Genomic DNA, 13,851 nt, shown 5'->3' with positions numbered 1-13,851 from the left:
CGGGGCGAACGTCTTACGGAACGACCGTTCCGTCTGGGCCGACAGAGCACGCAGCGGCGTGACGATCAGCACCCGCTTACCCACCGAGCGCGTCATCAAGGTCGCGATCTCGGCGACGCGGGTCTTGCCCGCGCTGGTCGGCAACGCGACGACTAGGTCATCGGCCAGGTCCACCGCCCTCGTCGCCGCCTCGCGCTGCGAAGGCCACAACTCGACCTCAGCCGTCTTGCGCGCATACAGCGACGCAATGAAAAGTCCCCGCAGCCGCGGGTAGTCCTCGGCTCCCTCTTCGGGGCCATTGAGCGGCAGCCGCACATGCAGCGAGTGGGACCACAAATCGTCGATCAACGCACGGCAGACCTTGCCGATCCACCACAGCGGAACGTTCTCCGCATTAGCAGCGAGATCGATTGCGCCACCCAGCAGCTGGCGCGCGCGATCGACCAACTCCGCCTCGCCCGTCTGCAGAGCGAAGTCAAAGTGCGCGAGCGCCCGACAGATCGTCGTGTTGAGTATCGCCGCCACGGCATCGTCGGTCTCCATCTGCTCGGATTCCAGCCACAAGGCGAGCGTCTCGTCGCCATGTGCAGCGTCCCGCAGCCACGCCTGAACATGTCCTCTCAACCGATCCAGGTCGCGCAGGATCAGCAACACGACCGCCACCTCCGCTGGATTGTTGTTCTGCGCTTCTTCGTGCTGATTGAAGAGCGAGTACGCAACCGCCGAGAAGCCCGCGAGGTGATAGCAGGAACCGGCCAAAGTACGATGAAAGCCGCGTTCCACGGCATTGGGAGCGCCGTTGCGCACGAGCGATTCAAAGGCATTGGCCGAGCGCTCGAAACCCTTGCTGGCCAAGGAGGACGGCCCTTCGCGCTCCCGCAGGGCAAGCGCCGCTCGAAGCAGGGCGAAGCCGTGCTCGGCGAGGTCGGTCTCGATGGATTCCCCCAGCGGCGGCGCATCCGGTGGCAGTTCGCCATCGGTTCGCATCAGCGCCCAGGCCGCCCCTCGATACAGCAGCCGGCCCCATACCTCGTCCTTCGTTGCTGCCGCGACGAAGGCGCGCAGTTCCTCAATCGTCTCCAAGCTGCGCCACCTCGTCGAACATGGCCTCGACAAACTCGCCGTGGTCCTCCACTTGCAAATTCACGACGTAGTGGTTCCGATCGGTGCTGGTGCCGCTCCAATCGTCGATGAGTGCCTGCGGCGCGCCGTTACCCGACAGCGTGAAGAACATGTGGTCGATCCGGTTGGGACGCAGCGCCTCCAGGCCAACCTCATCCCGAATCGACCGGCCCAGTTCCTGATCGCCGGCGTCGTCGCTTTCCAGCAGCCGGTTCGCAACGAACAACAAGGAGTCCGGCGTACAGCGCCCGTGGTGGCGATTCAATGCCGTGCGCGCTTCGGTGATCGTGGTCTTGCCGAGCCGCTGCCGACTCTTCGATTCGCCCTTCAGGAGCCACAGGCGATCGTCGTCGTCAAAGCCGACCCCGATGAAGTCATCACCCCGCAGGGCCATCTCGCGCCCGTCCTTGTATCGCAGGCGACGGATCGGCACGGTGAATCGGGTTTTCCCCTCGACGAGTTCGGTGGCAAGGATTTCGCCGAGATCACCGGAGCGCGCCTTTGCGCCCTGCGGCAGTACGGCCTTCAGGATTTTCGCAGCAGCCGCATAGCCCAGCCGATCCACGTCCTTGGCGATGCGCTCCAGACGGTCGTAGTGGGAGCGCATGGCATCTGCGAGCTCCGCCTGGATGTCTTCGCGCGCACCTTCCCTTTCGGTCAACCGCCACAAGCGCTTGCGCTTGTCCTTCGTCTCATCGAAATTGCACCATGCATCGAACAGCGCCATCTGCTCCTCCCTCTGGTCAGTGCTGGCACTAGGACGCGTTCCTCGCACGCCACGTGCGGACGATCTTACGCGCCGACGCAGGCCGGTCCCAATACCTATGACCGCCACCGATGCCAGCTTCCGGCCGACGAGATCAGGGCCGCGGATGTCCATTCCGGGTCGGCAACGTGAGTTCGTTCAGAGAAGCAGTCAGCGGAGCGCTGTTGAGAGCTACGCGTGAGGCCTACGGCCGCTGTACCTCATACTGCTGACCTTCGTGCCGTTCGAGGTCGCCGAGCCCGGCGACTGCTTGATGCTACTCAGCGTGATCTCGGCCTTCGCGCCCGAGTGACTGACAACGCTGCTTTGCAGTCGTCTCCCTCATAGAGATTGGGATCGGCTGGCCGCTTACGTCGCCTAAGGCACTTGCGATGCCCCGCGCATCGCTCCATCCAGGACGCCGTTCTAGATGCGCGTGACGAGGGTTGCGAACATTGACGTCCTCAACGTCCATATCAAGAGTTCGTTCGCCGCAGGCAATTCATGACGAAGGGTCGCCACCAGTTTGACGAAACGTCGCTGCGTGGCATGTCTCCTGTGAGAATTGTGGATGCGGCCAGAGCCACTCTGTATCAACGGAGGACGGCAGAGCTCTCCTCCACGCCTGACTTGTGTCGGCAGAGCAAGTTCTCGGCTTGCCTGCGGGCGAGTCTCACCAGATGAGGCGTGATGGCTTGGCCGTCCTTCGATTCCGGACGGGTATGGACCCATCCCAGGTAGGTGAAGGCGCGCGCCGCCATGAAGGTCGGCAGGTCGGCTAGAACCACGTCGGGCAAGTCGCGGTATTCGCGATAGCCGGCGACGAGGCCTGCTTTCGCGACCTCGTAGGACGGGTCATCTTGGATGAAGTACAGGGCCGTGGCGAGTTCCAACAGATGCCAACCGAAACCACAGTCGTCGAAGTCGATCAAGCGCACCGTGCCGTTGGACAAGAGCAGGAGATTTTCGGGAACCAGATCCGCATGGATGAGGCTGTATCGGCGGCGCGAGTCGGAACGGCGCGCCAGCGCGCAAAGCTGGCGCCGCACTTCATTTCGCGCATGAAGCAGAAGCTCGCGCTCAGCCGATGTCAAGACTTCAAGATCCCAGAAGCGGCCCCAAAGTGGCTGCTCTCCGGCCAGCCCTTCGAGATCCCAGTGATGGCGCCGGAACGTCTGCGGCGGCGACCAGGCGGTCGCGTGGTTGTGCAGTCGAGCAGCGGTGTTGCCGATGAGGCGATAGGTCTGCTCGACGTCGGCCAGATCGACCGACAGACCGCTCGCGGAGGTGCCCAGCTGCCGGCCGTCGATCCACCGCAGCAGGTCCACCTGGCGCACGCCGCGCACTCCGTCCATCGGCACACTGACGAACAGTCGTCCGTCTGCCGCGGGAACGATCGTCGGCACGTCGACGCCGTCCTCTTTAAGCGCCGACATCCACTGCAGTTCGGATCGCAGCGCGTCGTCGTCGTGATTGCCTTCGTGATGCACCCTGAGGGCGAAGGCATCGCCCTGAGAGTCGACGACACGGAAGACTGCGTTCTCCCGCATCTTGATGAGGCGGATCTCCCGAACCGCCGTGTGCCAACTGCGCAGCGCGGACTCGGCAAGCTGCTGCAGGACGGCAGGCGTGTCCTCGCATTCGCGCCGTTCACGCACTGCGCGTCTCGGCAAGGCTCTGATCCAGCGCCTCTAGCAAGAGCGCTGCGTGCGGTTCGGCAAAGGGCAAGGGGGGGCGTATCTTGAGCACGTTGTCATGCGCGCCCAGGCGGCTGATCAGCACGCCATGGTCTCGCATTCGATTCACCACGGCCTTGGCCCTGGCGGCATCGGGGGTTCGAGCGGCGCGGTCCGTCACCAACTCGACCGCCCAGAACATGCCCTTGCCGCGGACGTCGCCGATGCCCTCGTGCACGGGCATGAGCTTGCGCAGGCGATCGGTCACTTGCGGGCCGATTTGTCGCACATGTTCCAGGAGGCCATCGCTCTCGATCACGTCCAGCACAGCCAGCGCCGCCGCGCAGGCCACGGGATTGCCGGCGAACGTGTTGAAGTACATCACCCGGTCGCGAAACGCATTCACGATCGACGATCTCGAGACGACGCCGCCGATCGGATAGCCGTTGCCCATGGGTTTGCCGAGAGTGACGATGTCGGGCACAACGCCGGTCTTGTCATGCCCCCAGAACTCGCCCGTGCGCCCGAATCCTGCCTGCACCTCGTCGAAGATGATGAAACCCCCGGCTTCACGCACCAACTGCGCCGCGCGCTCCAGGAATCCCGACGGCACATCGGGGAGGCATTCGTTGGCGAAGATCGGGCACACGAGCATGCCAGCCAAGCCGATGCCGCTGCGTTGAAAGTGCTCGATGCACGATCGAACCTCGCTCACGTACGCGTCGGCCAGCTCGGCTCCTTGGAGGCCTCGCACCGGACGATAGGTTTCGGGGAAGGGAACGGACCGCACCCTCGAGCTGCCCGGCTGGCCGCCCCGGAACGTGGTCGAGAGTTCGTCAACGGCCGCCGTGTTGCCGTGATAGGTGTTGTTCGAGCAGATGATCCCTTCGCTGCCGGTCAGCAGGCGTGCCATCCGCAACGCGAGGTCGTTGGCCTCGCTGCCGGTGCACGTGAAGATCGCCATGTCCAGGCCGTCGAAGGTTGCTGTCAGCCGCTCGGCGTAGCGAACGATGTTCTCGTGCAGATAGCGCGTGTGCACGTTGAGCTCGTTCGCTTGCCGCGCGATGGCCTCCACCACACGCGGATGACAGTGGCCGACGATGGGGACGTTGTTGTACGCGTCCAGGTAGCGCCGGCCATGCGCGTCGTGGAGCCACACCCCTTCGCCGCGCACCACGTGCAGCGGCTCGTCGTAGAAAAGGGGCGCGCCGCGACCGAGCACGCGGTGACGGCGCTCGAGCAGCGAGTTGCTCATTGACTCCGCAACGACTCGAGGCCTTCGCCGAAGATGTCCAAAGCCTTGAACATCAACGACCGAGGAATCGTGAGCGATGGCATCACGCGCATGACGTTGGTGTAGCGGCCGCATGGAATCATCAGCACGCCATGGCCCACAAGATGGCCCATCAGCTTGCCAAGCTTGTCACCGCTGAGCGGCTGTTTGGTGGTCTTGTCCTCGACCAGCTCGATGCCGATCATCAGCCCGCGGCCCCGGACCTCGCCCACGAGCGGGCTGTTGAAGCTGCGGATGCGCTCCTGCGCTTCGAGCCCGAGCTTGTGGGCGCGGTCCAGCAGCCCGAGCGTGGGATCCTGCAGGATGCTGATGTTGGTCAGCGCCACGGCCGCCGACACCGAGTTGGCGGCGAAGGTATTGGGCACCGATCCGTCGGGAATCTTGGCCGCCAGGTCGGAGCGCATCACCAAGCCTGCCATTGGAACATCGCCGCCCATGCCCTTGCCGAAGGTCAGCATGTCCGGCTTGACGCCGGAGTGTTCCACTGACCACATCTTGCCGGTGCGTCCGGCGCCGGCCTGCACCTCGTCTACGATGAGCAGGGTGCCGCTCTTGTCGCAGGCCTTGCGCAGCAATTGCAGGAACTCGGGTGCCGGCGGCACGTAGCCACCTTCGCCTTGCACCGGCTCCACGATCACCGCGGCCACGTCGTCGGCTGCCGTGTACGGTGTGTTCAGCAGGTAGTCGACGTACTCGCCGGCGATCTGCTCCGCGCTCTTGTGGGTGGTGTCGAAGGGGAAGCGGTAGGCATAGGGATAGGGGGCGTGAATCACCCCGCCCATGAACGGGCCGTAGCCCTTGCGGTAGGCCGTGCCGGTGGTGAGCGCGCCCGAGGCCTGCCACACGCCGTGGTACGCGCCGTGGAAAGCGATGATCTGATGCCGGCCGGTGACGCGCCTGGCAAACTTGACTGCGGCTTCCAGTGCATCGCTGCCGCTTTGCGCGAAGAAGGTGGTGCAGTCGCCGCGCAGGCCATCGGGCATGATCTCGGAGATCTTCGCTGCGAGCTCGGTGCGTCGGGTGCTGTTGACCTCCATGGAGTGCATCAGCGACTCGGACTGCTTGCGCATCGCCTCCACGACCTTGGGGTGGCAGCGACCCACGCTGCTCACGCCCACGCCGGCCGAGAGATCGATGAAGGTGTTGCCGTCCGGGTCCTTGAACGTGACGCCGAAAGCGCGGTCCATGACCACCGGCATGCGGCCGCCGCCGCGAGCCATCGACTCCACACGCGCCGAGAGGGCCAGCGCCTCGGCCGCCTTGGGCCCCGGGTAGGCGGCGGACACCATCTTCGGGGCGTCGGGAAAATTGAGCGCTTCAAATTCAGTTTCTGTCACGACATACCTCATTGGCAACGTTGATGGTCGGCATGACACGATGTTGATCACGAAGCCGTGATGCAGGTAGCCCGAATCGGCAACGAATCACGCTGCGACAAGTCATTCATCGCAGCAGCCTCCCATCGGATCCGACAAACACGATGTCGGTGAAACGAGAGCCGGGCCGGGTCCGGTCTCCAAGATCGATCTCGAATCCACCGAGGTTCACCTTTGCGGCGGCTCGCAATGCCTGGAGCACCGTGGCGCGAGTCGGTTCGGCGGGCTTGCGTCGCAGCACCTCGGCGAGCAACAAGGGCGCCACGCAGCCCTCGAGTTCGGCGTAGGTTCTGTCGCCGGGTGCATTTCGCATCGCAGCGAGAAACGTTGCGACCAAGGGCACACGAGCGTCGCGCGGAAGCGGCAACACCTGGGTCATCGAGAATCCGCGTGCCAGGTTCTTCAGCTCGAGCAGTTCCGTTGGACTCGCGGCGGAAGACAGTCCGTACACCTGCAGCAACGGCAGTGATCCGCGCTCGCTGGTGGCCAGCGCCTTCAGCACGGCAATCGTCGTTCGCCCCGAGGTCGCGAGCAGGACTGCCTGAGCTTTCGCGGCGGCGACGCCTTGCACCGCCTCCGACGCATCCGATCCGTCGCCACGGACGGCAACGATCGCGACCGGCGCCACGTTGGAGACGCCCAAGCCCTCTTCGAGCGCCGTCAGCGTGGCGGCGCCGGCTCGATCTTGTGCGTGCACGATCACGACACGGCTCAATCCGAGCGAGCTGACATGCGAGGCCAATCGCTCGGCCTCGGCGCTCTGGTTGGCCGTCAGAAAGAAGGCCGAGCCGCTGTCCTGGTTTCGCACTTCGATGTCGCCGCCGTAGGGGCCGATCACGGCCGCACCGGCACCGCCGGCCCATTGGAGCAAGGCGGAGTTCACCCCAGGCCCCATGGATCCGAACAACGCCACGGCCCCTTCGCGCTGGACGAGTTCGCGGGCCGCCTCGACGGCCTTTGCGGGTTCGCCACCATCGTCGCGGGTGAGCAGCTTGAACGTCTTGCCTCGAATGCCGCCTTGCGCATTGACGAGTTGAACGCAGGCTTCGCGCCCGCGCTGCAGCTCTCGCGCGATGGCCGCTGAAGGTCCGCTCAAAGGGAGGCTCTGGCCAATGACGATGTCCTCAGCCAGCGCGCCCGTGGAGAGGGCCACCGCCGCAAGAGCGAAACTGATCCGCATCGATTCAAGCCGGAAGCGGACGGTGCGCCGGACTCGCGGCACTGGCGGCATAGCGCGCGACGGTCAGCCCTTCGGTGTCGATCTCGGTCTTTCGTCCCGACATCCAATCGGCCAGCAATCGTCCCGTTCCCGCAGCCATGGTCCAGCCCAGGGTGCCGTGGCCGGTGGCGAGCCAGAGATTGGGGATGGGGGTGGGACCGACGATGGGCGTGCCGTCTGGCGTCATCGGACGCAGGCCGGTCCAGAAATCCGCACGCGCCACGTCGCCGCCGCGGGGGAAGAGATCGGTGACAACGAACTCCAGCGTGCGGCGCCGCGCTTCGTTCAAGTCCAGGTCGAAGCCCGACAGTTGCGCTGTGCCGCCTACCCGGATGCGATCCCCCAGGCGCGTGACCGCGACCTTGTGCGTTTCGTCCATGATCGTCGACTCGGGGGCGTGGTGCGCGCTCGTGATCGGCACCGTGATCGAGAACCCTTTGACCGGATACACCGGGATTCGAATGCCCAGCGGGCGCAGCATCTCGGCCGAGTAGCTTCCAAGCGCGACGAGGAAGCGATCGGCCAGGACCGGCCCCCGGCTGGTCTCGATGGCGGTGATTCCAAGCCCGTCGCCCTTGATGCGGCGGATGTCCACGTCGAAGCGGAACTTCACGCCCAGACCTTCGGCCAGATCGGCCAGGGCGCCTGTGAACATGAAGCAATCACCAGTTTCGTCGCCGGGCAGGCGCAGCGCACCGACGAACTTGTGCTTGACCTCTGCCAATGCGGGCTCGTACCGCAAGTAGCCGTCGCGGTCGAGCAGTTCGTAGGGGACGCCGTATTGCCGAAGAATCTCGATGTCCTTGACCGTACCGTCGAGTTGCTTCTGTGTGCGAAACAGCTGCAGCGTGCCCTGCGCGCGCTCGTCGTAGCGTATGCCGGTGTCGGCCCGCAGTTGCTTGAGGCAGTCGCGGCTGTATTCGGCAAGCCGGACCATCCGAGCCTTGTTGATGCGGTAGCGAGCCTCGGTGCAATTGCGCAGCATGGCCGCCCCCCAGCGCCACATTGCGGCATCGAGCATGGGCTTGATGACCAGGGGGCTGTGGTGCATCAGCAGCCATTTGATGGCCTTGATGGGGACGCCTGGGCCCGCCCAGGGCGCCGAATAACCAGGCGAGACCTCTCCGGCGTTGGCAAAGCTGGTTTCGAGCGCCGGCCCTTTCTGGCGCTCGAGCACCGTGACCTGATGGCCCGCCTTGGCGAGGTAATAGGCGGCTGTCGTGCCGATGACGCCGCTGCCGAGGATCGCGATTTTCATGGAGTCAGGTATCGCCGCCGATGGCGCGCACCGAGGCTGGTGAGGTTGTCGATCGAGTCGCCGACGCGTCGCTACTTCGCTTTGTCGTCCGGGAGCACGACGCCCTGGCGCGAATACAGCACGGGCTGTCCCGCTGCGTTGAAGGCGAGGGCAGTCAGCGAGGCATGGTCATCGCGGACCTCGGCCTTGAAACTCGCGCCGTTGTCGGCGCTGCGCAGTATCAGGCCATCGAGGCCGACGCCGACGATCTGGCTGCCCGCCCGCGCGAGGTCAGTGATGGAGGACTTGCTCTGGGTGTCGATGCGGCTCCACGTCCTGCCGTAATCGGTGCTGCGGTACAGCGAGCCACGCAAGCCCGCAGCCAGGATCGCGCCATCGGCGGCCACCAAGCCAGTCCAGAACGATCCCTTGTAGCCGGTCGGCAGGTAGGCCCAATGACTGCCTCGATCATCGGAGCGCAGCACCATGCCTCTTTCGGCGGCGGCGAACAGCCTGCCCTTGTCGTCGACGAACAGCCCGAGCAGGTTCAGGTCTGCCTTCTTGGCCCCTTCGGGGATGGGCATCTCCACCGTCTGCCACGCTTTGCCGCCGTCTTCCGTCACGAGTACGAGCGACCACAGACCCACGGCAACGCCATGGGTCGCGTCGAAGAAGTGGATCGCGAACAGCGGGCGGTCCTGCTTGATGTCGCCGCGCTGCTGGCTCCAGGTCTCTCCGCCGTCCTCTGTATGGAGGATGGCGCCCCAATGTCCTGCAGCCCAGCCCTGCTTGCCGTCGGCGAAGGTAACGGACGTGAGCGTGGCATCGAGCGGCACCGACTTGGATTGGCGGTGGCTTTTGCCGCCGTCGTCCGACAGGAGAACGATGCCGTGGTCTCCCACGGCGACGATGCGCGCGCCCGCCCGCGTGGCCGCGAGCATCGTCGCTTGCGTCGCGTTGACGGCGTGCACGGCCGGCGCCGCCACCGGTGCCGGCGGCAAACCTTCCGCACCCGCCGCTTGCGAGGACGCGCCGGCCAGTGCGACGAGGATGGCGGCTACGCCCCGGCCGGTGAATGAAGACAGGATAAGACCGTTGAGCGTCATCTTCGACTTGCTGTGCGTCAGTGCTGTTGCAGGCCCGTAGCCCGTACAGGCTTCTTGCGCGGGAACAGCCGTTCGAGCCACACCGCGACGGCGGGCAGTGTCGTCATCGCCATGACCATGTTGACCATGAACATGAACGCCAGCAGCTTCCCCATGTCGGCCTGGAACTTGAGTTGCGAGAACGACCAGGTCGCCACGCCGATGGCCAGCGTGATGGCCGTGAATATCGTCGCGGTGCCCACTTCGAGAATCGCGCGTTCGATGGCCTTCACGATGGTCTGGCCGCCGGCAAGGTGAAGCAAGAGCCGGTTGTAGATGTAGAAGGCGTAGTCGACGCCGATGCCGACCGCCAGCACCATGACCGGCAGCGTGGCGACCGTCAGGCCGATCCGCAACTCCTTCATGAACCAGTAGCCGATGAAGGTCCCCACGGTCAAGGGGAGGCAGCAGGCGACGACCGCGCGCAGATCCCGGTAGACCAAGAACACGAGCAACACGATGGCGGCGTAGACGTACAGCATCATCGGCAGCTCGCTGCGCTCGACTTCGTCGTCGATGGCCGCGAGAACCCCCGCGTTGCCCGACGCCAGCCGGATCGAAATCCCGGGCATCCGGTTGCCTGCGCGAAACGCCTTCACCGCGTCGATCACGCGCTGGATCGTGCTGGCCTTGTGGTCTGTGAGGAACAGGTGGACCGCGGTCATGCTGCAGTCCTTGCGCATCGTTCCACGAATGCGCGCGATCTCGGTCGAGAGTGCCGCGTAATTGGCGGGATCGATGGGCACGACGCTCATCTTCGGATTGCCCTCGTTGTAGCCTTCGCTGTACAGGCGCAGCTGTCCCGAATAGGAGGAGACCGAAAGGACGCCCTCAACCGGTTGCATGGCCCAGGTGAAGCGGTCCTGGTACAGCCCGACGTTGACGTTCTCGCAAGACTCCGGCGCCGCCTCGAAGATGACGGTCAGCCAGTCCAGACCGGTGTCGTAGTTCGTCGAGATGGCCACGGCGTCTCGATTGAAGCGCGCGTCGGCGCGCAGTTCCGGCGCGCCGGGCTGCAGGGTGCCGACCACGCGATCGCGGCTTTGCCAGACCGCGGCCGTGAAGACCAGCGCCGTGATCGCCAGCACGACAAGCGCGTTGCGCGGTTCGGCCACGCGCGCCAGGATTCGCAGCCAGCCGGCGCGTTGCTCGCGCTTGACGACGGCCTTGTCCGCGTAGTCCTTGCCCACGTTGAAGTACGACGCGGCCACCGGCAGCATGACCAGGTTGGTGACGATCTTATAGGCTACCCCCAGTGACGCAGTGATGGCCAGCTCGCGCACCATCGGTATCGGGATGAGCAGCAGGGTGATGAAGGAGACGAACGCGGTGACGAGTGCCAGCGTGCCCGGGATGAGCAGTCCGGTGAAACTGTCGCGGCAGGCGTCGAAGGCCGAGCGGCCATGCGAGATCTGGCGCACGATGAAATTGATCTGCTGAACGCCGTGCGACACCCCTATGGCGAACACCAGGAAGGGCACGAGCACCGCCAGTGGGTCCAGGCCGTAGCCGAGCAGCCTGAGCGTGCCGAACTGCCACACCAGCGAGGTCAGCGAGCAGGCGATGGGCAGCAAGGTGAAGCGAATCGAATGGCAATACCAGTAGACTGCGAGCGCCGTCAACAGCAGCGCCATAGCGCAGAACTTGAGCACCGATTGCGCGCCGTCAGCGATGTCGCCGATCTGCTTGGCGAACCCGATGATCTGGATCTCGTAGTCGGAGTCTTCGAACTTGGCGCGTATCTGGTCCTCGAGGATGCGGTTGTAGGCGATGTAGTCGAGCTTCGCGCCGTCCTTGTCGTACTCGATCAACTCGGCGGTGATCATCGCGCTCGTCTGGTCGCGCGACACCAGCGTGCCGACGAAGCCGCCCTGGCTGGTCGCACGCCGGATGTTCGCGATCGTCTCGGCAGAAAGTTCTTGCGGCGTGATCGTCCCGTCGATCAGGGGGTCAGCGCGGAAACCATCCTCGGTGATCTCGTTGACGAAGCTGTTCGGCGTCCAAAGCGACTGCACGCCCAGACGCTCGACGTTGGGCAGGAAGGTGACAGCCTGCGTGACCTCGTAGAGCCGCTTGAGCGCCGATGCATTCCAGACGTCTCCCTTGCGGACCTTGACGACGATGTTCAGGCGGTTCGCACCCAGCACGTCACTGCGGTAGGTCTGGAACGTCTTGATGTACTCGTGCCCGATCGGCATCTGCTTGTCGAAGCCCGCGTCCATGCGCAAATGGGCCGCGAACCAGCCCAGGGCCAGCGTCAGCACGGCAAGAACGCCGAGGATGGCGCCGCGGTGCGCGAACGCCAGAGCCTCGACGCGGCGCACGGCCCGCAGGAGCAGCGACTCCGACATGGCGATCAGAAGTTGCGCGACAAGGTCAAGCCGACGAAGTTTCGATCGCGATAGGGCTGATCAAAGACACGCTCGCCGCCCCAGAAGGCTGCGTAGTTGATCGCGGCCTGCCACTTGGTGGGGTTCTGCAAGAAGCTGATGGTCAGGTTCGCGGACTTGGCGCCTTGCATGAACAGGCCTGAACCGTTTGGAGTGCGCCCGCTGACCGCCTGGAAGTAGTAGATCTCGGGAACGACTTGCCAGCCGGGAATCAGCGTGCCGTCGTAGACCCAGCTGAAGTCGAGGTTGAAGCCCCAGGAAGTCTTCGACCCCACCGGCGTCGGCGACGCGGTGGGATCGAACTCCTGGCCCCAGCCCCACGCCCCCGCGGTGATCGGATCGGGTCCGTACATCTGCTTCAGATTGGGGTAGCGCACCACCACGGACTCGATCATCAATGTGGCCGTGTCCGCGCCCAAGGCCTTGAGCACGGCGCCGGAGGTGCTCGGGGTCATGCTGTACAGGCCAGTCAGGTGCCATTGGAGCTTCTTCTCATCGACCCAGCAGTTGCCGTTCTGGGACGAGCAGCCGCTGGCGGCCGCGTTCAGCGCCACCGCGTCGCGCGGACGATAGGAGAGCTCGGTGCCGATCGCCCAGTCCCCCAGCGGCAGGTTTGCGCTGAGGCCGTACAGGCGCCGGTTCTCGGCATAGGCCCAGCCGACGGCGCCGGTGCCGCCGGCGTTGATGCTGAAGTTGGGCGACTTGTCGTTGTAGTTGAGCACATACGCACCGAGATTGACCTGCGTGCCTGCGGGCTGGTAGCGCAGCGCCATGCCCCATTGGCCGCCATTCTTCGGCTTGACTTCGACCAGCCCATAGGCGTCGTGCCCCTTGCCCAGACCGTTGGCGTCGGACCAGTAGCTGCCCGTGGGCGGGAAGTAGTTGGCGTTCCACTGGGCTTGCACGTACGCCTCGACATTGAGCCCATGGCCCAGCCCCGAAGCGACGCTGGCGATCGGCGCCGGCAGGAACACTTCCTTGAGCTGCGTTCCAGGTTGCGATAGCCGCATGATGTCGATCGCATTGGTGCTGTTGATGCCGCCCGGCAGGAACAGGCTTTCGCCCCAGCTGATGACCTGGTTGCCCACGCGCACGCGCGCCTGCTCGTCACCTACCTGGAAGCTCTTGCTGACCCACAGGTCCAGCAAGCGAGCCTTGAAACGCAGATCCTTGCGCGCATCGTCGGCCAGACCGTCCGTCAACGCGGGCGGCGTGGTGGCGCTGATGTAGCCGGTGGTGTGGGTGGCCGAGGCGTCCGCGAGCCAGTTGGCGCGGCCCAGGAACGTGATGTCGTTCGGCAACTTGAGCAGCAACTCGTGGCTGCCCTTGAGATATGTGGTGAACCGATCGCCCTTGGCATAGTTCAGGTCGCCTTGATCACCCAGTGCGGAAGTGGGCGCCAGGCAGCCGGCCGGCGCGCCGTCGCCGCTCGCGCCGGCGGTGATCAGCGTGCACGAAGGCTCTTTCACGCGGATGCCCGTCCCCACGGTCACCGTCGAATCGAAGTTCCCGCGTCCCCCGTCAAACTCGAATGTGAAGGCGTGTGCATCTACGCCGGCCAAGGTGCAGATCGCGGCGGCCAGCGCCGTCTTTCGAAAGGACATGCTCTTCGTCATTGTGAAGTTCTCCTCGGTGTTTGCTTGGCGT

General features: G+C 64.9%; 10 protein-coding genes. All 10 read right to left on the bottom strand.

Annotated elements, in window-relative coordinates:
• On the bottom strand, nt 1-1,083 hold a 1,083-nt coding region (locus VJ693_RS21275; RefSeq protein WP_324157503.1), incomplete at its 3' end, for a DEAD/DEAH box helicase.
• Entirely contained in the window at nt 1,070-1,849 is a 780-nt protein-coding gene (locus VJ693_RS21270; protein WP_324157502.1) for a Hachiman antiphage defense system protein HamA, read from the bottom strand. The genes VJ693_RS21270 and VJ693_RS21275, both read right to left, overlap by 14 nt.
• A 611-nt stretch (nt 1,850-2,460) precedes the next feature.
• Nucleotides 2,461-3,525 (bottom strand): phosphotransferase enzyme family protein, encoded by a 1,065-nt coding sequence (locus tag VJ693_RS21265; protein WP_324157500.1) that lies wholly within the window; start codon nt 3,523-3,525, stop codon nt 2,461-2,463.
• On the bottom strand, nt 3,518-4,798 hold the full coding sequence (locus tag VJ693_RS21260; RefSeq protein ID WP_324157498.1) for an aspartate aminotransferase family protein: 1,281 nt from the start codon (nt 4,796-4,798) through the stop codon (nt 3,518-3,520). The genes VJ693_RS21265 and VJ693_RS21260 overlap by 8 nt, the downstream gene beginning before the upstream one ends.
• Nucleotides 4,795-6,225 (bottom strand): aspartate aminotransferase family protein, encoded by a 1,431-nt coding sequence (locus tag VJ693_RS21255; protein ID WP_324157497.1) that lies wholly within the window; start codon nt 6,223-6,225, stop codon nt 4,795-4,797. Before VJ693_RS21255 ends, VJ693_RS21260 begins: the two co-directional genes overlap by 4 nt.
• Nucleotides 6,226-6,280: 55 nt before the next feature.
• Complete coding sequence (locus VJ693_RS21250; RefSeq protein ID WP_324157495.1) at nt 6,281-7,393, bottom strand: ABC transporter substrate-binding protein; 1,113 nt, start codon at nt 7,391-7,393, stop codon at nt 6,281-6,283.
• Between the two features lie 4 nt (nt 7,394-7,397).
• Nucleotides 7,398-8,690, bottom strand: coding sequence for a D-amino acid dehydrogenase (locus tag VJ693_RS21245; protein ID WP_324157494.1), 1,293 nt, complete (start codon nt 8,688-8,690; stop codon nt 7,398-7,400).
• Between the two features lie 71 nt (nt 8,691-8,761).
• The gene (locus tag VJ693_RS21240; protein WP_324157492.1) at nt 8,762-9,775 is read right to left on the bottom strand and encodes a WD40/YVTN/BNR-like repeat-containing protein; all 1,014 of its coding nucleotides are present in this window, start codon (nt 9,773-9,775) and stop codon (nt 8,762-8,764) included.
• A 17-nt stretch (nt 9,776-9,792) separates the two neighbouring features.
• Entirely contained in the window at nt 9,793-12,165 is a 2,373-nt protein-coding gene (locus tag VJ693_RS21235) for an efflux RND transporter permease subunit (protein WP_324157491.1), read from the bottom strand.
• 5 nt (nt 12,166-12,170) lie between these two features.
• Nucleotides 12,171-13,820 (bottom strand): DUF1302 domain-containing protein, encoded by a 1,650-nt coding sequence (locus tag VJ693_RS21230; RefSeq protein ID WP_414652336.1) that lies wholly within the window; start codon nt 13,818-13,820, stop codon nt 12,171-12,173.
• Nucleotides 13,821-13,851: the final 31 nt, after the last annotated feature.

The organism is Ideonella sp. (assembly GCF_035254525.1).
In the GTDB taxonomy this organism is placed as follows: Bacteria; Pseudomonadota; Gammaproteobacteria; order Burkholderiales; family Burkholderiaceae_C; genus Ideonella.
This window is presented reverse-complemented; position numbering and strand designations above follow the sequence as displayed.

Bases quoted from the DNA above. Each gene is read 5' to 3' on its own strand.
- VJ693_RS21270 (WP_324157502.1), bottom strand. From the start codon at position 1,849: ATGGCGCTGTTCGATGCATGGTGCAATTTCGATGAGACGAAGGACAAG.
- VJ693_RS21260 (WP_324157498.1), bottom strand. From the start codon at position 4,798: ATGAGCAACTCGCTGCTCGAGCGCCGTCACCGCGTGCTCGGTCGCGGC.
- VJ693_RS21250 (WP_324157495.1), bottom strand. From the start codon at position 7,393: ATGCGGATCAGTTTCGCTCTTGCGGCGGTGGCCCTCTCCACGGGCGCG.
- VJ693_RS21245 (WP_324157494.1), bottom strand. From the start codon at position 8,690: ATGAAAATCGCGATCCTCGGCAGCGGCGTCATCGGCACGACAGCCGCC.
- VJ693_RS21240 (WP_324157492.1), bottom strand. From the start codon at position 9,775: ATGACGCTCAACGGTCTTATCCTGTCTTCATTCACCGGCCGGGGCGTA.
- VJ693_RS21235 (WP_324157491.1), bottom strand. From the start codon at position 12,165: ATGTCGGAGTCGCTGCTCCTGCGGGCCGTGCGCCGCGTCGAGGCTCTG.
- VJ693_RS21230 (WP_414652336.1), bottom strand. From the start codon at position 13,820: ATGACGAAGAGCATGTCCTTTCGAAAGACGGCGCTGGCCGCCGCGATC.